General features: G+C 30.1%; 18 protein-coding genes. 9 read left to right on the forward strand and 9 right to left on the reverse strand.

Features of this window, described 5'->3' with window-relative positions; all coding sequences use genetic code 11:
- Window positions 1–540 precede the first annotated feature (540 nt).
- The 8 genes from P8625_RS04930 to P8625_RS04965 all read left to right on the forward strand — a co-directional run bounded on the left by P8625_RS04930 (window position 541) and on the right by P8625_RS04965 (window position 7,504).
- Complete coding sequence (locus tag P8625_RS04930) at window positions 541–1,389, forward strand: hypothetical protein (RefSeq protein ID WP_279652371.1); 849 nt, start codon at window positions 541–543, stop codon at window positions 1,387–1,389.
- Between the two features lie 44 nt (window positions 1,390–1,433).
- Window positions 1,434–1,745, forward strand: a complete 312-nt coding sequence (locus P8625_RS04935) for a transposase (RefSeq protein ID WP_279650915.1) — start codon at window positions 1,434–1,436, stop codon at window positions 1,743–1,745.
- Between the two features lie 41 nt (window positions 1,746–1,786).
- Window positions 1,787–2,641: an IS3 family transposase gene (locus P8625_RS04940; protein ID WP_322790515.1), complete on the forward strand. Its 855-nt coding sequence runs from the start codon at window positions 1,787–1,789 to the stop codon at window positions 2,639–2,641.
- A 436-nt stretch (window positions 2,642–3,077) separates the two neighbouring features.
- Window positions 3,078–3,989 carry a hypothetical protein gene (locus P8625_RS04945; RefSeq protein WP_279652372.1) on the forward strand — a complete coding sequence of 304 codons (912 nt, stop codon included), beginning with the start codon at window positions 3,078–3,080 and terminating at the stop codon, window positions 3,987–3,989.
- 158 nt (window positions 3,990–4,147) lie between these two features.
- Window positions 4,148–4,828, forward strand: coding sequence for a hypothetical protein (locus P8625_RS04950; RefSeq protein ID WP_279652373.1), 681 nt, complete (start codon window positions 4,148–4,150; stop codon window positions 4,826–4,828).
- 147 nt (window positions 4,829–4,975) lie between these two features.
- Complete coding sequence (locus P8625_RS04955) at window positions 4,976–5,599, forward strand: toxin-antitoxin system YwqK family antitoxin (RefSeq protein ID WP_279652374.1); 624 nt, start codon at window positions 4,976–4,978, stop codon at window positions 5,597–5,599.
- 151 nt (window positions 5,600–5,750) lie between these two features.
- Window positions 5,751–6,494, forward strand: coding sequence for a hypothetical protein (locus tag P8625_RS04960; protein ID WP_279652375.1), 744 nt, complete (start codon window positions 5,751–5,753; stop codon window positions 6,492–6,494).
- Window positions 6,495–6,649: 155 nt separating this feature from the next.
- Window positions 6,650–7,504: a hypothetical protein gene (locus tag P8625_RS04965; RefSeq protein WP_279652376.1), complete on the forward strand. Its 855-nt coding sequence runs from the start codon at window positions 6,650–6,652 to the stop codon at window positions 7,502–7,504.
- A gap of 197 nt (window positions 7,505–7,701) precedes the next feature.
- On the opposite strand, the gene P8625_RS04970 is transcribed toward P8625_RS04965, so the two are convergent.
- A complete protein-coding gene (locus P8625_RS04970; protein ID WP_279652377.1) occupies window positions 7,702–8,343 on the reverse strand; it encodes a DUF6266 family protein in 642 nt (213 codons plus the stop codon).
- Window positions 8,344–8,810: 467 nt separating this feature from the next.
- Here P8625_RS04970 and P8625_RS04975 point away from each other — a divergent pair, with 467 nt between their 5' ends.
- Complete coding sequence (locus P8625_RS04975) at window positions 8,811–9,143, forward strand: helix-turn-helix domain-containing protein (RefSeq protein WP_279652378.1); 333 nt, start codon at window positions 8,811–8,813, stop codon at window positions 9,141–9,143.
- 669 nt (window positions 9,144–9,812) lie between these two features.
- Here P8625_RS04975 and P8625_RS04980 read toward each other — a convergent pair.
- The 8 genes from P8625_RS04980 to P8625_RS05015 all read right to left on the reverse strand — a co-directional run bounded on the left by P8625_RS04980 (window position 9,813) and on the right by P8625_RS05015 (window position 22,119).
- Window positions 9,813–10,274 (reverse strand): hypothetical protein, encoded by a 462-nt coding sequence (locus P8625_RS04980; protein ID WP_279652379.1) that lies wholly within the window; start codon window positions 10,272–10,274, stop codon window positions 9,813–9,815.
- A gap of 6 nt (window positions 10,275–10,280) precedes the next feature.
- Window positions 10,281–10,859: a hypothetical protein gene (locus tag P8625_RS04985; protein WP_279652380.1), complete on the reverse strand. Its 579-nt coding sequence runs from the start codon at window positions 10,857–10,859 to the stop codon at window positions 10,281–10,283.
- Window positions 10,859–12,577: an AAA family ATPase gene (locus P8625_RS04990; RefSeq protein WP_279652381.1), complete on the reverse strand. Its 1,719-nt coding sequence runs from the start codon at window positions 12,575–12,577 to the stop codon at window positions 10,859–10,861. The genes P8625_RS04985 and P8625_RS04990 overlap by 1 nt, the downstream gene beginning before the upstream one ends.
- Window position 12,578: 1 nt before the next feature.
- Window positions 12,579–16,094: an Eco57I restriction-modification methylase domain-containing protein gene (locus tag P8625_RS04995; protein WP_279652382.1), complete on the reverse strand. Its 3,516-nt coding sequence runs from the start codon at window positions 16,092–16,094 to the stop codon at window positions 12,579–12,581.
- Entirely contained in the window at window positions 16,094–19,405 is a 3,312-nt protein-coding gene (locus P8625_RS05000; protein WP_279652383.1) for a helicase-related protein, read from the reverse strand. Before P8625_RS05000 ends, P8625_RS04995 begins: the two co-directional genes overlap by 1 nt.
- 179 nt (window positions 19,406–19,584) lie before the next feature.
- Window positions 19,585–20,400 carry a hypothetical protein gene (locus P8625_RS05005; RefSeq protein WP_279652384.1) on the reverse strand — a complete coding sequence of 272 codons (816 nt, stop codon included), beginning with the start codon at window positions 20,398–20,400 and terminating at the stop codon, window positions 19,585–19,587.
- Between the two features lie 5 nt (window positions 20,401–20,405).
- Window positions 20,406–20,690, reverse strand: coding sequence for a helix-turn-helix domain-containing protein (locus tag P8625_RS05010; protein WP_279652385.1), 285 nt, complete (start codon window positions 20,688–20,690; stop codon window positions 20,406–20,408).
- Window positions 20,691–20,775: 85 nt separating this feature from the next.
- Window positions 20,776–22,119: a hypothetical protein gene (locus P8625_RS05015; protein ID WP_279652386.1), complete on the reverse strand. Its 1,344-nt coding sequence runs from the start codon at window positions 22,117–22,119 to the stop codon at window positions 20,776–20,778.
- Between the last annotated feature and the right edge of the window lies 1 nt (window position 22,120).

Below are 22,120 nucleotides of genomic sequence, written 5' to 3' on the forward strand. Positions count from 1 at the left end.
TAATTAAAAAACTTTTTTATCCCGAACTCACGTGATTACAGTAAAATTCTAATTTGCATTGATGATATAGACCGAAAAAGTTCCGAACTTGATTTAAAAGAAGTATTTGGTTTTGTAAATAATCTTGTAGAAAATCTTAATGCAAAAATCTTACTTATCGCTAATGAAGATGAACTCAGAAAGGAAATAAATACTGACGACATAGACCATTACTCATTATTAAGAGAAAAGGTAATTGGTATTTCTGTAAGTTTTAACACTAATGTTTCTTCAACATTCGACAGAATTATTGAAGCAAAATATAAAACTGAAAATAAATCATATTTTGATTTTTTAACTGAGCATAAGAAAAACATAGTCAATAGAATTTCTCAAAATAAAGACAACCTTAGAAATTTATTATTCTTCTTAGAACATTTCAAAATAGTCTTTAACGAAACAAGTAATTATCTTTCAACAGAAAGCAAATTTGATACAATAAAAAAAGATGTACTAGAAGGTATTTTAAATTTCACTTTGCCAATATCAATCGAGTACAAGATGGGAAAATTAAACACCTCGAATTTTTCTGAAATAAAGGAAATTTATCAAGGTTTTTCGTTTAAACTTTCGCAGTTAATTGGAAATTCTAATAAAGAAGAAGCACCTAAAACTTACGCTGAATTATTTAAAGAAAAGTATTCGCCAGACGACAACGTCCAAAGAATATATTTTGAATCCATATTCAATTACATAACGGGAAAAACATCATTTAAAATTGTACAATTATCAGATGAATTAAATTTATTATACAAGTTTGAAGACAACACAATTCCCGAAAGAGAAAAGTTAATTTCAAAATTAAATTATTGGGATTGTGTGGATTTAAAGCACTCTGAATATCGCTCATTCACATCTTCTCTTTTAAAATATGTAGACAAAGGAGAGTTTTCTTTAGAACAATACCCTACTATATTTCACTATACGACTAGATTTAATAATCTACTTAATTACAATATTGAAAACCTCAAAAAAAGATTTAAAAAAGGAATACTTAAGGGTAAGAATAATTACCAATATGTCAGAAGTATTCATTTTCGACTATCAGTTGATAGAACAAGTGAATTTTATGATGATTTGACAGAAATTGTTGAATACTGTGTGGAGATAAACAAAGGCATTAAAGAAGGTCAAGAATTAAAAGAATTGACTGATATATTTGATTTATTTTCATCTGACTTCAACGCTTATTTAGAAAAAGTTGAAGAGATGAATAACGAGTTTATGTTTACACCTTATTTCACAAAATATGATTTCAACAAAATTTGGAGAGTAATTAAAAAGCTGGATAATACACAAATTGTAAATTTCGGTTTCTATTTTGAGGGAAGGTATTTTAGCCCCCAATAAGTTCGGAGTACTATTTTAAATTTCAAATTAATACATTTGAAATTATGAGATATAAGAAATGGACCTTAGAACAGAAGTTAGAAATATTAGCTAGTTCTGAAGAGATAGGTATAGTAGAAGCCTGTCGTAAATATAGTGTTAGTACTGGCACTTTCTATAGTTGGAAAAAGAAGTTTGAGTATAAAGGAGAAGCTGGATTGAAGGTTACCTACGATACCAAAAGTAAAGAGCTTAAAGCTGCAGAGGAAGAAAATCGTGTATTGCGAAAGTTACTTAGTGATAAAGAAATAGAACTAGAGGTACAGCGAGAACTCTTAAAAAAAAAGTTTGGGACATCAGATCCAAGAAAGATTTAGTAGATGTAACCTATGAAAAGCACAAGTGTAGCAAGACAAAAATTATAAAAATGGTGGGTATTGTTGAGAGTAGTTATTATAGAGTTCCTAGCGGTGGCAAAAAAGGAAATAAGCCATCTAGAAAAACCTTTCACAATACAAAAGGTTTTGTGTCACAAGATGTCCTAGTAACTTCTATAAAGGAGATCTTACAGCACGAGTTTATAGATTGTGGATATCGATTAATGACTAGCTATTTGAATAGAGATGGTTACACTATCAACCATAAAAAGCTATACAGAATTATGAAAGAAGAAGGATTGTTAAAGCTTTGCAACAGAATAGATAGAAGTGGTTCTGGACGTAAATTTGTAAAATTCAGAAAGGTTCAAACCAATAGACCATTAGAATGCTTAGAAATGGATATAAAGATGGTTTGGATACCTAGTGAAGGCAAAAACGCTTACTTACTCTCTGTAATTGACGTTCACACACGCAGAATATTAAAGGATTATTTTTCATTTACTATTAAACAAAACAATGTAATAGCACTGCTATCAGAGTTATTTGAAGATTATGAATATCCTAATAACGTGGTCATTAGAAGTGATAATGGCAGTCAATTTATAGCAAAAAAAGTACGTGAATATTTAGGTTTAATCGGAGTCCAACAAGAGTTTACACATATTGCCACACCAGAAGAGAACGCACATATTGAAGCCTATCACGGCATATTAAAAAAAGAAGTTTTTAAAAGGTTCGATTATCAATACTTTGGTGAAATAGAACAGATACTAAAGCGTTACCTGAAATTTTATAACAATAGAAGACTTCACGGCCTATTGGGACGCATAACTCCAATGGAAAAATGGAATGCAGATGAACATCTAATTACTATGAAAAAATTAACAGCTTAACTAATAATCGAAATTTGAAAGATTACTCTTGTTTTATAGGGGTCAAAACAGGAAGGTATCGAATAAATGTTTTCGAAGGTATTTACCCTGAAAAACAATTTTTAGAGAATCTAAATGAAAAAGTTGAGAATCTAATATTGAACAGAACTACTAACAAACTGAAAAAAGTAACCTTAGAGTTCTTTAGCAAGAAAATAAAAGAATCCATTGGAAACTTTCCTGAATAAAGTACTAATGCCAACAATGTATAAAAAACATAGGGCATTTGTGCTAAACTGAAAGGTTTTTGCTTATTAACCAAGTCCGCTAAATATAAAATTTGGCGTTTATAGTAGAAAAGATAAAAGCAAAATATTTATATTTAGCTAAGTAACAAACCGAAACGAAAGTGCTTATCACCTGCCCTACGTTTCTTATACGAGACGTTACCACACATATGAGAAAAACCAGTTTCATCATTTTAACTTTAGCTTTCAATTTAATGTTGAATGCTCAAAATATAGATTTTGGAAATTTTCCATCCGAAAACAATGATGAGAAACCTATTCTAACTTCTGACTTACTAAAGTCATTAAATTGGGAAAAATTAAAAGAATTTAGTAAATCAAACGAAGGTCATTACACTTATGAAAGGAAAGACAGCTTATTAATAAAGTATGAATATGTTCAGCAAGGTCGAGTAGCTGATTTTAAAATAATAAGTTTTAACGATAAAGTATTAGAATATAGATCTCAAATATCGAATACGTCTAAAGAAACTAACACAAATTATTTTGACAAAAAACTGTGGTTAGAATATGCTCATACTTATTTACCAAATCTTACAGATGGTTTGAAGTTGAGTATTAACGAACCTAAAAGAATTTTAAAAGCCTATTACGAACTACTAGTAGTTGGAACTTATGATGAATATGGCTGGATTTGCGAATATTCAACAGTTGGAAGAGCAACTGACCGAAGAATGGCTGTTATCGAATTATTAGGTCGAGAAGAATTATTGTGGCAACTTCTGGAATATCCAAACGTACACGTTCAACTTTATGTTGCGGATGCATTAATTTATTCTGATTTTAGGGACAAACAAATGATAGAGGAATATAAAGAAAATAGGAAATACAAAACTGCTCGTGAAATGATAAAGTATCTGAAAGACGAATTGTTGACCAAAGCAGAATGGGAAAAAATATATGAATTAAGAGATAGTAACCAAAAAGTAAGTACTTGTAAAAGCGGAACAGGGTCGTTTAAAATTTATGATAATAACACTTCCGAATTGTTAAGCGAGCAAGCTATTTCTGAAATTCCAAAAAGACATGAGGAATTGAGAGAATTAGGCTACTTGAGATAAAATACGTGTGGTAACAACGTATATAAAAAATAGCGGCTTAATTGCCTAACACAAAGTAATTTTATAAATTTAAGGTCAATATAAAACCGAAAAGTTAGTACTTAAAAATCCGCTACTTTTCATATACAAGACCGTTACCTGCAATTTAAAAAAAGACAATGAAGAAAAAAATACCAATCGGATCAAGAAAAATTCTTGACCAAGTATCATCTGGCAACAATGGGCTTTTCGAAGCTGAATTTACAGAAGATTGCGTTATAAGATTCAAGGATTCTGATTCTGAAAGTGATTTTTTCTTCGAAATTCAGAAAATTAACGCAGCTCAAGGAAATAATATAGTTTCGTATACCATAAGATATAAACCTTCTAATGAGGAAACTTTATCACCACATCACACGAGTGTTAACCTTTCTAATTTCAGAGGTCATTTCGACAAGTGGAAAAAATTATTAATTGAAGCCAATAAAGAAAGTCCATTATTCGATGATGTATTTACACAATCTTACTATGATGAATTAGAGCCAAAATTTGAGATATTAGATGAAGATGCGGAAATAAAACCATACTCAATTGAACAACAACAAAGAATAGTTGAATTCCTTGATAAAGCACAAAAAATATTAAACCGTCAAAAGAGAAAAAATGACCCAGAAATAAAAGAAGCTTCGGAATTAATAAAGGAAACTAAAGCTAATATTTCTAAATCTACAAAGAAAAAAGTAGTTAAGAATATCCGAAAGATTATTGCAAAGGGTTTTAAGGCTGGACTTGAAATTGGACAAAAATTGCTAATTGAATTTACAACTGAATTAGCTAAAAAATTAATAATGGGTGGATAAAAAACTGCAGGTAACAATGCATAACCGCAATTACGGCGGATTCGACTACGTGCGAATCCACTCGGAATTGCTAACGTCAGTGCTTAACCGAAAATCATTAACTTTAATCCCGTAACTGACGGTTATACGAGACCGTTGTGCATAATTATGAAAACAGTACTAAAATCAATCTTTCTGCTAATTATAAGCTTCTCGTGTTTTAGCCAAAACAGCGGAAATAAAAACTTGAATTTAGTATTTTATGATGTCTGTTCTGATAAAATAATTGAACCTGAATTTGAAGTTTTCTCAATGTCGGAATTGAATTATGATTACATTACAGTCTATAAGGAAATCGACGATTGGGTACTTCAATACACAACATCAATAAAAACCAAAAATGACACCATTAGAATTCCAAAAATTCTTTTTGCAGGTGGAAACGAATTACATTCAAAACTTTGGACTTATTTGAATTGCGAGAAGGTTTGCGATGGAAAAGAAACAGATTTTTATGAAAACGGAAATAAGCGGACTGAAGGAACGTATAAAAATGGGAAACCGATAGAAATCAAAGAGTACCGAGAAAACGGAACTTTAAGAGCTCAATACTTTTATGAAAATCTGACTCTTAACTATAGTCGTGTTGATTACTACGATGAAAATGGCGATTTGGAAGAATATCAAATTTATGAGAATAAAAAGAGGAAAACGATAATCAAAACATTTGATAAAAACGGACAATTAACTGAAACGGAAACCGAAAAAAAATATATTGAACGGAATAAATAACTATGCACAACACCGGCTATAGTTCATTGCTTCCAACTTTCCTTTCGGAAAGTCCTCGCAAATTTGCTATCTTCGGTTTACGGCGGAAAATCCTCGCGGATTTTCACGCAACGAAACCATAGCCAAACACGTTGTGTTTAATTTGAAAAAAATGAATTGGATAGTAATATTTAATAGATTATTTGAAATAATTAATAATCAAGGAAATGACGCTTATTATGGCGGAACTCGATTCTTAACTGCAATACGAGAAGTTAATTATGGAACGCCTTCATATATGAATTATATAGAGCAAAGAAGAGCGGAAGGAAAAAGTACAAGTCGGAGAGATTACTATTTTGAATTATTAATGGAACAGCCAGAAAATGAAAGAATTCAAGTTGTCAATAGTATTCTGGATTCAATTGAACATATCGAAACAGAGAAAACGGAAGCAATTCGAGCAATTGTAAACCCTGCACAAACTATAGTTGGACCAGAGGCTGTAATTCCTGCTGACTTATGGAATGCAGAAAGGCTAATGGAATATTTAGATAATTTAGACACTTCCATTAATGAAGAAAATTATGAATACACTTTAACATTGGCATATACTTGTTTAGAGGGGTTTTATAAATCATTTATAAGGGAAAAAATTCCTGCTCAAGCACATTTGAATGACTTAACACAAATGGCTGTTCAAATTAGAAATTATATTAGAACTCAATTGGATGCTAATGGAATCGCATATCCCGAACAAACAGTTATTTTGATTTCTACAGTAACAAATGCTGTCTGTAATGCTCGAAATAATTTTAGTGATTCACACAGTGGAAATAGAGCCGAAAAATGGCTTGCTATTTATTTACGTGACAATGTAAATGCAATAGTAAAAATGATTTTAAATTTTATATAAAAAACTAAACACAACCATGGCTATAAGTAATTGCTTTTTCTCGCCTACTTTGGAAATTCCGCAGGAATTTCCAACTCGGTGCGTACTTACAAAGTTGAGTGATAACCCACGCAACTACTCATAGCCGAGACGTTAGCAAACATTTGATAAAAACCGTGAAATATATTCAAATTCTCATATTAATTTTCATTTTTAGTTGTTCGAATAATAAAACCAATTCGAATGACCAAGAATTTGATTCGCAGAAAATAGACACACTGAGATATGGATATAACGGATTTAATAATGGGCTACAACTGGACTTATTAAGTGATGGACGTTTTATTAACGAAAATTATCTATTCAGTTGCTTTGGTGGCGGAGAAAGGAAAAGAGTATTCGGAACATATAAAATGGACAGCCTGAAACTGACCTTGAATCCCGAAAGAATTGAATTTATTGAATATCCTGAGGATATGGAATTAAAACCGAAAACAACCAAAATAAATTATGGGATTGACTCATTAAAAATTAAAACGGAATTTCAAGTTGTAAAATGGGAAAATAATGAATATCTGTTTTCAGAATACTTTGATTTTGGTTGGAGCTTGGAAAAAGAAAATGACTATATCCGATTTGCGGACTATATAAACAGTGGTTTAGAACCAGAAACGAGTGGAATGTATTTAGTTCGAAAAACCAAGGATTCAATTACGTCTGAATTTGATTTAAAACAAATACCTGAAAAATGGCAAAGTTATTTTTTAAAAGAACCTGTATCTGCGAAAATTAAATACATCAAAAAAGTTATTGACCCAAACGATGAAGAAAATATCTCTTGGTTAATAGAATTGGACAAAGGAAAAAATGACAGAATGAATAATAGGCTGACCTTGGAAACAAAAGATGGCGAGTTTTTTATCGAAGTCGATTCTGTTTTGACTAACAGAAGTTTTGGAATGACCTATATGTATGATTTTACACCAAAAAAATTCCCAATCGGAACTGAGTTAAGAACAAAATGGAAATAAAAGCACTATGCACAACAATGTATTATATTAATTACTTAAAAAAACCTTATAAATAAAGGGATTAAAAAGATTAATTTAAAAAAGGTACAACATAGGTATAACATTTTAACCTATAATTAGAAGTGATCTAAAGGCATAAAAAAACCGCTTCTAAATTAATAGAAACAGTTTTCAAATTGTATTTAAACTTAAAGTTATTAAGCAGCCGTACCAGAGCCTAAATACACACTATTTGATACTTGACTACCATCTGCAGAAACAAACGCCATAAATAGCTCTACTGTGTCCCCTGCATAGGTATTTGGAATTGTTACCGATTGAGAACCTGCTGTTCTGTCTGCACCATCTAAAATATAGACAGATTCTTTTTTACTTGGATTGTAAACCAACACCATTACTTTATCTGTTGCATTTGCGTTACCCTCTGCCGAGTTATCTCCCCAACCAAAATCCACTTGTCCTGGTGTTGCTAAATCTGTAGTGCCATTTAAAACACCTGATAAAGAACCCCTACTTAAAAGAGCTAATGAATAATCTATCGTAAAGTTAGGTGCCGTACCTCCTACCGCATTATTTAACACATAAGACATCGCTGCATTAAACTCTGTTTTTTTTGTTGCAAAAGACTTGTAACCAATTTTTACAAAATCTTTGTTTGCTTGTAAATATTCCAGCGTGATAGTAAATTTATTACGTTGATTTACTTGCCCTTCAGTTCTAGGGTTTGCTACACTAGATGGTTTTATTCTTATATAGTCAATACCTTTCCAATTACCACCTATAATATTACCTACTTTACCTGATAATCCTCCTAAAATACCTTGTGAAATCTTTCCCATTTTTATTACTATTTAAAATTAATACTCCTTCGGATTTGGTACGGACTTGGCACTACTTTAAACTTTTATTACTATTAATATAACGAAAATAGCACCATTCTACTAGTATTCTTAAGTTTACGTTGCCTTTGCTTTAGACTTCTTTTGTTTGCGTTATCTTCAATATAAAACACCTTCAAATCATTTATTTTTCAATTACCTTTTGTTAGTCTTCTTTCTTCTATTTATTTTTTGAAAAGAAAAAAATGAGAGCTTCTATTATTGTGGCGTGGATGAGGCTGTCAAGGTTTTTGGATAAAAGTTTTTTGAGTTAATATGTTTAATAAAAAAGAAAAAAGTTTGTCAAAAAAAGTTTGTCAAAAAAAGTTTTATTCAAAACCCGTAGGGCTTGACCTTTATAGCCTAACGCGTTGGCTGTGGTAGCCACATATATTTGCTGCCTTTTTTTATTTTAATACTTATATACTATGGAAAACCCTTTTGAAATTATTAACGAGAGATTAAAAAACATTGAAAATTTACTTGAAAACATCTATTCTAATATTGGAAGAAGTGAAACTAATATTATCACTTCTAAAATTATGGATATTGAACAATTATCTGATTATTTAGGTTTATCGAAATCACATATTTACAAATTAACGAGTTCTCATAATATTCCTCATTCCAAAAGAGGTAAAAGACTTTATTTTGATAAAGAAACTATTAATACTTGGGTGTTAGAGCATAAAATTTGGACACAAGATGACATTAAAAAACAAGCTGCTGATTATTTGATTAAAAAAGGGAAACACTTTTAGGGGAATTAACACTTAAAAAAACAGGTTTTAGTACCGTATTGAGCGTAGGATGAAGCATTTGTATGGGTAGCGTTTTAAATAGTTGTTTGATAAAACAGCATTTAAACGAGCTACTTATACAGGATTTTTAGACAATAGCTTATTGCTTTTTTGAGGTACGATAAAAAGTAATGTGCTATGGCGTATTACTACACTTTATAAACCTATTTTTTTATAACCGCTGACTGGGGTGGTGGGGAAAAGTGGACTATGATATTTGTTAACGAAATGAAACAAACAAAGACTTGAGATAAGGAATACATGGACTTAACGATGGTTTTGTGCAGCTTGAATGAGATAACTAATTATTCTTTGTAGTTGTAAATTGAGCGTTGGAATAGCGGCTATTTTACATAATTAGGTTATAGACCCTGTAGTTTACGAAAGAGGGCTATAACTACCTGTTATGTATATATAGCTTGGGTGAGTTTAGGGTTTTTATGATAAAATAATACTTTATAGCTTATTGCAGTTTGGTTTGATTTTATGAAAAACCAAAGCCGTAATATGCTATTACCTTAAAGACAAAAAAACGCTAAACTTGTAGGGGTGAGCGGAACAACACAAAAGACAGAGGGTTTTTGCTTTTTCGCAAAAAACTGGGTTTTGGGTTGTGCGGACTTTTAATTACTACTTTATCTTACTAAATTTTGGTGCGTTACTCATATCATTGAACTTTGGATATTTACCATTTTTCTCAATGTAAATTGCCCAACAATCATATTCACACTTTGCTACTTCGCCCATTATTCTTAAATCTTTAGGTAATGGGTTTTTAATGTTACATTCAAAAGGTCTTATTGCAACATAGATATTGCTCTTTACCTCATCATAGTCTTGATAAGCATATAAGAATCTATCCGCACCACCGTGATGTGTTCTAATCTTTTTAATAGTCGCATCAAATTGACGTAAACGACTTCTTAAACCACCTTTTGAGTTAGTCATTCCAATATATTCCAATTCTGGAATAAAGTCAAAAGTATTAAGAAGTTTAGATGAAACAGCAATAAAATAAATACCAGGATACTTAATACCATCTAAACTATTTCTATCTTCCCATTTCACCCAATTTGTAAACTTTTCTACCATAATATTTTATTGTAATAATGATGCGTAGTTACGTGTGTTTAAAAATTGACCGAATGCAAAAAAGGCTTCATCTAATTTTTTTATGTCTTTTATGTTTTGTGAGGCTATAAGTGGTAAATACCGTTCAAAATAGAATTGTTCTTTAGCTTTGTTATTTATTGAGGTGTTTGAAATATTTAACCAATCTTCTTTATGGATAAATAAAAATGTTCTGTGTATGTGCTGGTCATAGATAGGGTATTTAGTTGGTTTTATGATGTGTAGTAAAAATATCTTCCAAACAGCAGATAGGTTTATAAATTCCTTTTTAAATACTTTAATATCTAAAACATCATTATTCTTTAACTTATTAATTATTGTTAGTTTGGTTATAATTTTAGTATCTAAAGACTTTTGCTTTTGAACACTTAAACGCATACCGTTTTTCCATTCATATAAGTTTTGAATATCTGTTTTGGTTAATGTTTTTTTACTAATTGATGCTCTATAAATAGGCTCGTTTGAGAAAGAATATAATTTTGACCAACTATCTACGAAACCCTTAAAATTATTAGCAATAGCGTTATTTATAATTGGCAACTTCATTACGTTTTTAATAGAGCTTTAATTCTACCAATTGTAACTATAGCTTCTTCTAATTCACGCTCATACAATGGTGTCGTTGACGAATGAGAAGATGGATTTAAAATTCTATCCATTATTGTTTTCAAATCTGCAAACAGAGCATCTTTGCTTTCCTGAATTTCGTATTGTGAGATGATGTATCTGTTTAATTCTCGTTTTATAATATCTAACTTTCTTTTATCATCATCAGATAAAGTACCATCAGCTTGATAGTCTGTTTCTATCTTTTTTAGTGTTTCAACAGAAATATCTTTGTTTACAAATAGCTTTTCAAAATTACGTCTTTCATTTTGAGTGAACTTTTTATAAGCACTTTCCAACCTTTCTGATAGAGGTCTAAAATCTTTACTAAAATCAGGATCTGTGTAATTTTTTAAAATCGCTTCTAATTCTTTTCTTAATTCATTGCCACAAGAATCAAACTCACCATCTGCTAAAAACTTTTGAGCTTTTTCTATATGCGACCTGTCATTACGCAATTTGGGTGCTTCGTTAGTGTTTTCTTTTTTGCTTAAATTGTAATATTGCCAACTGTTAGCATTGGTATAATTTTTTAAAATGTTATAGAAACCTTTATCGTGTGTTAGTATTACTTTTTGGAATTTATCAAAAAACCTCAAACTTGGTTTATTATGTTTGTTTAGAATCATTTTTATTACCTCAATTCTATTTGCCATATCTAAACTAATAAGCATATCATCTAACACCAATAGTTTACAATCTGAATCCTGAATACGAGTTCTTAATGCACCTATACGAATTGCTATAGCTATTCTTGTTAATTGCGCTTCATTTAATAGCGATTGTACTCTTTGAATTGAAATCCAATCTGAAGTATCAGGGTTGAATTGCTCAACTACTAATTTAATGCGAAGTTTACTTTGTCTTTCAGCTATTTTATCCTCTTCCCATATTTTATTTTTGATTAAATCAAAATTGAACTGTTTGTCAAAATTTAAATTAACTCGAACTACATCTTCATTGTTAAAAAAATGTTCTTTGATTATGGCATTAGCAAATCTTTGAATATCTGAAATTAAGACTTCTAATTCTTGATTAAGAGTATTTACAGAAGCAACATAATTATTTTTTCTTGCACTATTATTCCTTGTAGGATGACCATTATTAGACCTCGGAACGTCTTTTGTGATTCTTTTTATTTTGTCTAAAATGGTTTCATCTGTAACGTTATCTGTTAAATAAGGAAAAATATCCCTTTCAAATACTTGCCAAAGATTTACATCGTATTTATGAGAATCTCTGTAGAAATTGCTTAACAGTTTGTAATTAATGAAATCACTTGTTGTATTTAAAAGTTTTATGTCTGTATTACCAGTTGTGTTTATACTGGCTTCCGAGATACGCATTGTTGTTTTTTGAGTGCCTTGTGCTATTGTTAAATCTATATAAGCATCTTCGGCTTGTGCCTCAAAAATGTTACGTAAAGATTGGTGCGTTGTAGCATCTGCACTATCAAAAAACCTAAAGTATTTTTCTACTTCTGGCTTTGTTTTTATACTGCTTTGCAAAAAGGTATAAATACCCCAAAATATTGATGACTTACCAGCTCCATTATTACCATAGATTAATACATTTTTATTTTTGAAATCTATAGTTTGTTCCTCTCTAAATGCCTTGAAGTTCTTAAATGTTATTTTTTCGATAGTTTTATTTGCCATACTAACTTTGTAAAATAGGTTTAAGAATATTAGGGCTAACAATAGGGAATTTTAGTATTTTATTTCTAACAGGATGGTCTGGATGTGTTAAAACTTCGTATAGCTCCCAAATGAGTTTCCCTTTTTTATCATCATCTAAACTATCAAAAGTACTATCACCAAAAACATTATTAATTTCTTTCTCAACTAATTGTGTAATCGCAATATCGTTAGATTCCATATGTTCTTTGAAGTAGAGTTCAAAAACACAGCCGTCTATAATCTCTTCAAAATGCTTTGCTATAATTTCATTTTTAACTTCTTTATTTATTGATAAAGAAAGTCTTTTGTTTGTTTGGAATACTATTGCGACCAATGTCTCCAACAATCTATTTCCATTTGGATAAACCAATGGAAATTCACGAATATCTTTTACTAAAATTTTTGGGAATGCCCCTTTCGTAGCTTTGGGTGAATAATTGAAATGATAGAATGTGGCTAATTTTGAATTTAAGATTGCCCATAAAAACTCTAAAGTAAACAAATCCTCTTTTTCAATTATTGAAATTAATTGGGGGTCATTAACAAATGTTTCAGTTATAAGTGTTGCTATTATTCTTGGATTGGTTATTTCCCTAACAAGTATTCTTTTTTGATTAAAGAATTTTAAATCAATATAACCTGCTAAATGCTTACCATATTTAATATAAGATATTTTGGATTTATTGATATTTCCATATTTATCTAATTCCCTTCCAAATATTTCAGGCAAATAATCAGAATTTACTTGATAATCTGAATGCCATAATCTTTCATTTACAATCTGATTACCTTCCTCTTTCCCATAAACTTTTATTAAATCACTTCTTCTATATGGAATATAACCTTGAGAAATTTCATAAAATTCTTGAAGTTCATTTTTGCCTTCATTTATAGTAGAAACAATATCAATGATTTTTGAATCAAGCATAAATGCTAAACCCCAGTTTTGATTCATCTCTATTAAATCATTAATTGATAGAGAAGTTCTTTGTTTTTGAATTAATTCGGAAAAATTTTCTTGGTCTTTAGTTTTTCTATAACCTACAAATTGACTTGAGCCTTTTTTCCACGTATTAATTGTATTTTTTACAGTAGCTGTTTGAAAAATATTAAATTTCGTACAGTCTAAAATTTCAGTCAATTCCCATTTATTAAAGAGTTCTATTCTATAAGAAGCAGCGAACGTATTAAATAAATAAGTGTTAGGTATTATATACGACAAAACACCGTTATCTTTTACTAATTCGTGCGCTTTTTCCGTAAAATAATAGTAAATTTCAAAGTCTGGTACTTTACCCAATGACTTTAAGACAGATTCTCTATAGTTGCCTTTGATTGATACACCGTAAGGTGGATTACCTATTACAATATCAAAACCAGTGTTTTCATTAACTATAGGATTCAATATTTCAGGAAAATCTAATCGCCAATCAAAATGATTAAAAGGTTCTTCATTATTTTTTAATGTATCAACTTCCTCTAAAGTTTTTTTCCAACTTTTGATTTCATTAATTCTCTCATTTTGCGCTTTTGTTAGCTTTTTACCGTCTTGTTTATGAAATGGATTTGAGCTAATCATTAACTCTAACTGCTCACTTAAAATATTTAGTTTGAGTAAGCGAATTTCTTTAGCTAACCTTGGTTTAGTTTTATTGTTAGCCTTGAAGTATTCCTTTTGTTTTTCGGAAATTTGTTTCAATAAGTCTTGTATTCTTTCTTGATGAGGGTTTCCAAATAAATTACTTTGTGTTCCTTCTTCAACTTCCCAATCAATTTCTATAATTTCATCACCAAACTTACTTACTAATGAATCACCTACAACTATTTTATAAACCAGATTAGGTAATGGTTTCGGTTTTTCTTCATCTACAATTAGGCTTAACCAAAAGCGTAATTGCGCAATATCTACAGCACCTTTTTCTATGTCTACTCCATAAATAGAATTTTGTATGATATTTTCTTTTACTGTAGCTGGACTCCATACTTTAAAGCCTAAATCGAAAGCAATACGCTCTTTTAAAGTAAATATTTCGTGAAGTAACCCCATTGGGAATGCTCCAGAGCCAATAGCAGGGTCGCATATTTTTACTTTATCTAAAAGATTGTCTATTTCTTTAAGTTGAGTGTCTCTTAATCCTTCTTTATTTTTTTGCTTTACAAATAGACTGATTCCGTCTTTAACGTTATCTCCTAAATGTGTTACTAAATACTCAATTAAGGATTCTTGAGTCATATACTGCACAATTTCCTTTGGCGTATAGAAAGCACCTTTGTCTTTATTATCTTCCAGTAGGTTTTCAAAAATATGACCTAACATTTCAGGGTCAACCGCTATAGTATGCTCCTCTGGGCTGTTTTCGTAAATCGTGAAATTAAAGCGATTAAAAAACTCAAATAGTTTTGAAAAGTATTCATTTGGAAATTCTAACAGGTTTAAATTCTCATAATCTTTTTCAAATAGACCACCATTCAAATATGGTATTTTAACTATTTCCCCTTTTGGCATTTCAAAGTCATCATTTTTACGAGGTTTGTTCAAAGTTTCATAAAACAACTTCGAAAGCCAATCTTTGTAAAAATTATTGCTACTACCAGATTCAATGAAGTAATTTTCTAAAAAGTTTTTATCACCATCAGCTTTTTCATAATCACCAGTTGGTGATGCCATCCAACCTTTCTTCTGCAAAAAATAAAGAAATACAATTTGTCCTAAAAGTTTCTTACAAAAATCTCTCGCATATTTCTTTGCAATCGTTAATTCATTATCATTTACAAAGTCTTTATTCTCATTAAAAACTTCCTTCAAAAATTTCGGTGGTTTATGTGCTTTAACTAACTCATATTTGCCACCTTTTTTCTGAAATTCTTCTCCAGTAAGATACTTAACGAACTTCGCATAGTGGGTTTCTCGATACTCATCAAAAAACTCTTTAGACATTGCCTCAACAGCAAATGCCTCTTGTATGTCTTTAACTTTTATTTGAAACTTGCTATCTAACTCTTGAAATCGGTCTATTGCTGTACGGTAGGTTTCCTCTGTATCACCAAACACATAAGTATAACGTTTTGGATTGGTTTCTTTGGTTTGTACTTGACCATCTTCAAAAAAACTATCATACGCTATAAAAGAGAAACGCCAATGTTTGTCTATAACATCTTCATATTTAAAAGTTGCAAATACTGCGTTGTTACCAATAATTAGTTTTTTTACTAATGCGCCTAAACCTACACGAGCAATTTTAACTTGTCCGAAGTCTTCAACGGTTACCTCATACAATTCTATTTTGCGGTTGTCGTGCGTTTTGAACTCACCATACTTTACCACTTTTTTAGCTGTACGTTTTTCGGTATCGGTTAATGCTACTTCTTGTTCACCTTCTTTGTTATAAATTATATAATCTTTTACAGATTTGTTGAAAATAGGCGTTAGTACATTTTTCTCAAATGAATCTCTATTATAACTTTTTTTGAATATTTGATATAGTGTGCTTTCCATTATTTAGCTTCGATATAAGATTCTGAAATGACAATTTGAGGTTTACTAAATAGTGAAGCTCTTTGTTGTTTTATTCTTGCTGTATCGCTAAAGTTCATTGATTTTAAAACATCGTTAAATACATTCTCAACAACCTTTTGAGGGTCGTTTTCTGTATTAGATTTAAAGAACTTGTTTAATTTGTTAGGTAGTTGTCTGTGAGAACCTTTATAAATTTCGTCTAATGCTCTTTGTAATTGATGTTTTATAAATTCGTTTTCGGCTACACCAATAAAAAACTCTAATTGTGTTATTACTTTCTTTTCGGTAGCCGATAGTTGTGCCTTGGTCACATTTTTAGTTTCGATGTTTTTGGCAATCGTTTTAAAATGCGTTAAGGCTTTTGATACTTGTTTATGATGATACTCTGGTAGTTTAACTGCTTTTTCTTTTGTGGTTGCTTTGAAAATTTTAGCCGCATTAACAAAGGTGAGTTCGTGAACTATATTGTTTTCATCTGTTTTATAGAAAACACCTGGGTGACCTTCGCTTTTTATATAGGTGATGGATGCGTTATCTACATTGATAAATGAATCTATATTACTTGTTTTACGTGCAATACGAGACTTTTTAGGAATGTTTTTGATTTGGTTGAACTTTGTGATGTTATTCTTTTTAAAATCTCTTAATTCCTGTAAAAACAATAAAGTCTCGTTAATATCTTCTTTTAATTTAGAGCCATATAAACCAGCTTCACCAACTTCTTCTAATTGCGAATAAATTTGACTGTCCTCTCCAAAAGCAGAGTGAAACGCCTGTAACTTTTTAATTGCAGTATTGGTTAATTTAATTTGGTTATCTGATTTGTCTGATGGATAGAAATTAAATACGTGTATCTCATCGGCTTCCGTACCAATACGATTAACACGCCCTATACGTTGCATTAAACGAGTAGAGTTCCAAGGTACATCATAGTTAACAATAACATTTGAGCGGTGTAGGTTGATACCCTCTGCCAATACTTCGGTAGTAAAAATGATATTATAATCGTTTTTCCAATCTGCCTTTTCTTGATTAGCATCAAAGTTTTCTAATATAATTGGAAACTTATCTTTACGGTTGTCTGCACTAATGGTCAATATTTTATTTATGCCTATATCGTGTAGCGTATCACTAACATATTCAATAGTTTCTTTTGATTCAGAGAATACTACTAATTTACCAGAATGATTGTTTTTCTTATTTAGGAATTTAGATTTTAAATCGGCTATGAACTTGTCTAATTTAGGGTCGTAATCGATTTTTTTCCAATCTTCAACTAATTGTTTAATTTTCTTTTCATCATCCTTTAGTAACTCAATAAAATCTTCTTTAAAGTCTTCGGCTACATATATTTGATTATTCCCACCTTTTTCATTTATCTTTTCCTCTAATGCTTCTTCGTTACCCTCATTTAAGTATTTATTGACGTCAATATCTGGTGCAACATAGACTTTGTTATCTTCAAACATTTTAATCATATGTTTGGTGTTTCTATGTAGCCTTGAAAGTGACATTTTAAAAGCATAAAAACTACTTTCTAAACGCTTAACCAATAAGGTTTTCATAATAGCAGATAGCCTGTTGGAAATAGAAGTAACATCACCATATCTCTTTCTGTCCTCTTCATTAATAAGATATTCTATAGCTCTATATCTATAAAACCCTAAACCATCAACTGGATTTCTGTTTTCATCCATTGAAGTAAGCATTGTAATTGTACTATCGAACAAAACACTTAATGCGTCATCAAATTTATACTTTACTTCATTAGGTGGATTAATTTTAGGGAATACAATACCTTGTTCCTCAATGTCTTTTTTAAAGTCTTCATTGTTTACAATATCTGTACGACTACGACGAATTACTAGAGGCTCAATGACTTTATCCCTAATTTTATCGAATATTGCTTTTACTTTATCTATATCAAGAATATCATCTTTTTTTAACTCATCATATTCATCTTTCAGAGGTTGAAAAAAGGCTTGTAAATCTTTCACACTTGGTAGATTAGCATTTCTTTTATCTTGAAATAAATAGATTTGATTCTCAATATCAGCAGGATGATTATTTAGTGGTGTCGCAGAAAGCAACATCACTTTTTTTCGAGTGTCGCCATTAGATCCTGGTATTCTTCTATCTGTTTTAGTAATAGTTTGTAGTTTCTCATACATATTAGATGTGTCGTTTCTAAACTTATGAGCTTCATCTATTACAATTAAATCATATTCATTAGGGTTTGGGTAGTTTCTATTTGTACCATCTAATACCTTGTGTAAACTTCCAGTTGAAACAAAATAGGTATTGTTATCAATATGAAAATCTTTAATGGTCTTTTTCCAGTTATCTTCTAATGCAGGTGGATAAACAATTAATATTTTTGAATGGTAACCATTTTCAAAAACAAACTTTTTGGCAATAATTGAGGCTACGATAGTTTTACCTAAACCTACTACATCGGCTAAAAAGAAACCGTTGTATTTCATTAGTTTTTCATACCCTTCAATCGCAGCTTCTGATTGGTATGTCAATCTTTTGTATTTGTCTGGTAAGAGTAAATCGATATTGGTTGGGTCATATTCAATACGCTTTCCAAAATATTCTATAAGCAATTTGATGTATAACTCAAACGGGGTAAATTTATCATTTAGATAAGTATCTTCTTTTAGTCCCGAAATATCAACAGGTAAAATATCTACTGATTCACTCCATAACAATTCAAACTCTTCGGAAGCAAATCGAATATCATCATAATCTCGTAACTCAACATTAAATTCATAATTTGATTTTTCTCGAGAGCCTAAACCGTTTTCGGTAAGGTTTGATGATCCTGTAATAACACTTCCTGTTGAATATTCATTAAAGTCTTTGGGTTTGAATATGTATATTTTAGCGTGCAGGTTTTTTTCTGGATGTGCCTTGATAGTTATCTTTTTGTCTACAATATCTTTAATAAACTGCATGATCCCTTCTTCAATATCTTTTGAGTAATCAGCACTTTGAATATCTTCTTTAAGTTTTTTTATAAACTCATCTTTAGTTTCTTTTGGATCAATGATGTGTTGCTGACCTAATGAGTGGTATTTCTCTAAAATTACATCTACATTAATACCTACTAAAATTCTTATTTCAGGTATATTCTCTAAATAAGGTCTCAACTTGAAATAACCTGTGGCTCTGAAATAACCTACTAAAGCATCGAAATTATGTATGTTAGGTAAGTTCTTAAAAACTCCTTCGAATTTTTTTAAAAGACTGTTATTTGATTTATTAGTAAAAAACTTTGTTGACATTCAATCGCTGGTATTATAAAACCATAAAAATATAAATATTAATTGACTTAAAATTATGAATAATAATAAGTATTTATACCCCTGTTTTAGGTTATATTACAAGTATTAAAAAAGAGCTTGTACGCTTGCTTTTAATTTTTGCTTTATATAACTTAAAAACTGACTATTAGATTGTTTATTTATTTTATTGTAAGTGTTTCTTTTTTTCGATAACTCTCGTAATGATCTACTTTATATTGTTGTAATATTTCTTTATTTTGAAACAAGGCTAGTATTTCTTTTTCTTTATTATTGAGCCTTGACAATGGAATAGCTTGTTGTTTATCTATTTTTTCATACTTATTCAGTAACTCATCGAGTAACATTTGATATTTGTATTTATCTGTCAAGTCTTTAACACTATAAATACCTATAGCGTTTTTACGCTTATTTAAGTTACGTGTATAGATTTCTAACTCGAATCGAAATAGTTGCCTGTTTAATTTTATACGGTCATGCGTTTTAACCTCATACGTTTTATCATAGCCTTTTACGTTATAATCTGTAAGATAGAATTTTTTACCGTATTGTTTATTTGCGCCTAGCATTGGTATTGGTTGTTTACCGTTTAAGCTTAACCAAGTATCTAGAATTGGTTTTGCTTCTGCTTCTATAACTATACCAACTGCTAAAAGAATCACTTTAGCTTCGTACACATTAAAAGGTAGCGTTTGGTTTAATTTTTCTATAGCTTTTACTACTTCTGTGTAGGTAAAAGGCTCGTAATTATTATCCATATACCATTTTTGTAATGAGTTATTACAAAATATAGTATTTCCTTTTAAGCGTAAATCTAAATTGTTTACTCTGGTTTTGTAACCGTTTACTTTTTGAGTTGCATCGTTAAAAGTAGGATTCCAAGTTAATCCTTTCCATATAAAAGATTGTTCAGTACTTTCTATAACTTCTTTAGGTAAATGGGTTACTTGATACTTTATTTTTAATGTATCGTACAACTTAATTACCTTCTACTATTAAATGCTTTGTTGTAGTTTTTATCTAATAGCTTTTGTACATCGCTCATTTGATAGTAAATTTTACTACCTATTTGAGAGAATGATATTTTACCTTCGTCTCTCCAAGTCTGCGCTGTTCTTTTGCTAATATTCATTAGCTGGATAAACTCTTGGTTATCTAAAAAAGTATTTTGAGGTTTTTGGTTTTGTGTTTCTAGTTTTTTGTTTAGTTCGTCTAAACGACTTACAAGGTCTTTGTACTGTTGTTCTGTTAAAATAATTGCGCTCATTTACTGATATATTTTGAAATTATACCGCAAGATTGCACCTGTTTTTAGTTATTATAAGGTTGACCTTATTTAGCCTTTTAAGACCTTATGTTTCTTTTTGAAATGATTTATTTTCTATGTATTTGAATGTTTTCATTTTGTAATCATCTGAAGTTTTAGACCAGTCTAGTTTAGATTTTAACTCTAGATTTATTTTAGAAGCTATTGCGTTGTTTAGCTCTTCTAAGCTCAAGTTTGGCACAATATTTTTTTCCCTAAGTACTTCTACCACTCCTCTTATAGCTCCTTTACGTTTTGAGCTTAATGCATACTTACCATTTACTGTAATACTTAAATCTTCTAGTAATTGTAGTACGTAGGTTTGTTTTTGGGGCGTTGAAAGGATTGTTTTAAAAGTTATCTCTTCTTCAAAAGGTATTTTAACACTCTTGATTAAAGGCAGTATTTCGGTTATAAACTTCTCTTCATTTACCAACCACTCTTTTATTGTTTTTATATACTTTTTTTCCCTTTTTGTAAAAACTTTAACTAACACTTTTTGCTTTACTTTATGAGATTCTTTTATTAAATCTATTTTATATTTTGTTTTATCATTTATATATTCTTCATCCAATAACTTAGTAGTATCTACTGTATTTAAAATTTGATGTGTAATATTGCTCAATTGCTCACAAAGCCTATCGGTGGTTAATAATTTAGCTCTTGATATTTTTAAATAGGGATTATATTTAAATTTTTCTTCTAAAATGGAAATACTTTTTGAAAAACGATTCTTCAAATTTGAAAACAAAGGTATATCAAACGGAAATGTAGTATACCATCTATCATAGATACTAATTAATAAACCTAGGTCTTTTTCTACTCTAGCAGGAGGTTCAAGATAACTTTTAATATAATTCATTACATATTTTTTTCTGAATTCATATTTCCTTACCTCTTTAGGCAGCTTAAATCCTTCTTGTAATTTAATTAAAAAAGATATGTATTTACTTAAAGCAACAGGTTCTCCACAATCATTAGGAAACATACCAAAACTTTCAATAACATATTCTAAATAATCAATAATTTCATCTTTCCAGTTTTCTTTATCTAAATTGTTTAATATATGGTGATGTGAGTAAAGTGTTTTATCAGCTACCATTTTTGGTAAGTCTTTAAAAACTCTAATATCAAACCAAGACTTATTTATTAGTTTAACATGATGATCACAACAATAAGGGAAAGTTGTATGGTATTTTTGAATTTGAATTATAATCTGTTCGTGTGAGAAACGACAATTTTCACAATTATCTAAATTATGTGTTTCACTTTTTGTATGCTCTATCTCAAAAGGTGGTGCATAAGTTGAGCCTTGATACACTGTTATTTCACTACCACATGCTTGTACTTTTTTGATATTGTCTATAAAAAAATTTAACTTCCTTTCCATA

Origin of the sequence: Tenacibaculum tangerinum, from assembly GCF_029853675.1 — a bacterium.
Taxonomy (GTDB): Bacteria; Bacteroidota; Bacteroidia; order Flavobacteriales; family Flavobacteriaceae; genus Polaribacter; species Polaribacter tangerinum_A.

Excerpts from the sequence above, each read along its gene's own strand:
- P8625_RS05000 (WP_279652383.1), bottom strand. The coding sequence starts at position 19,405 with ATGTCAACAAAGTTTTTTACTAATAAATCAAATAACAGTCTTTTAAAA.
- P8625_RS04995 (WP_279652382.1), bottom strand. The coding sequence starts at position 16,094 with ATGGAAAGCACACTATATCAAATATTCAAAAAAAGTTATAATAGAGAT.
- P8625_RS04980 (WP_279652379.1), bottom strand. The coding sequence starts at position 10,274 with ATGGTAGAAAAGTTTACAAATTGGGTGAAATGGGAAGATAGAAATAGT.
- P8625_RS04990 (WP_279652381.1), bottom strand. The coding sequence starts at position 12,577 with ATGGCAAATAAAACTATCGAAAAAATAACATTTAAGAACTTCAAGGCA.
- P8625_RS04955 (WP_279652374.1), top strand. The coding sequence starts at position 4,976 with ATGAAAACAGTACTAAAATCAATCTTTCTGCTAATTATAAGCTTCTCG.
- P8625_RS04970 (WP_279652377.1), bottom strand. The coding sequence starts at position 8,343 with ATGGGAAAGATTTCACAAGGTATTTTAGGAGGATTATCAGGTAAAGTA.
- P8625_RS05010 (WP_279652385.1), bottom strand. The coding sequence starts at position 20,690 with ATGAGCGCAATTATTTTAACAGAACAACAGTACAAAGACCTTGTAAGT.
- P8625_RS04950 (WP_279652373.1), top strand. The coding sequence starts at position 4,148 with ATGAAGAAAAAAATACCAATCGGATCAAGAAAAATTCTTGACCAAGTA.
- P8625_RS04975 (WP_279652378.1), top strand. The coding sequence starts at position 8,811 with ATGGAAAACCCTTTTGAAATTATTAACGAGAGATTAAAAAACATTGAA.
- P8625_RS04935 (WP_279650915.1), top strand. The coding sequence starts at position 1,434 with ATGAGATATAAGAAATGGACCTTAGAACAGAAGTTAGAAATATTAGCT.
- P8625_RS04930 (WP_279652371.1), top strand. The coding sequence starts at position 541 with ATGGGAAAATTAAACACCTCGAATTTTTCTGAAATAAAGGAAATTTAT.
- P8625_RS05015 (WP_279652386.1), bottom strand. The coding sequence starts at position 22,119 with ATGGAAAGGAAGTTAAATTTTTTTATAGACAATATCAAAAAAGTACAA.
- P8625_RS04945 (WP_279652372.1), top strand. The coding sequence starts at position 3,078 with ATGAGAAAAACCAGTTTCATCATTTTAACTTTAGCTTTCAATTTAATG.
- P8625_RS04985 (WP_279652380.1), bottom strand. The coding sequence starts at position 10,859 with ATGAAGTTGCCAATTATAAATAACGCTATTGCTAATAATTTTAAGGGT.
- P8625_RS04960 (WP_279652375.1), top strand. The coding sequence starts at position 5,751 with ATGAATTGGATAGTAATATTTAATAGATTATTTGAAATAATTAATAAT.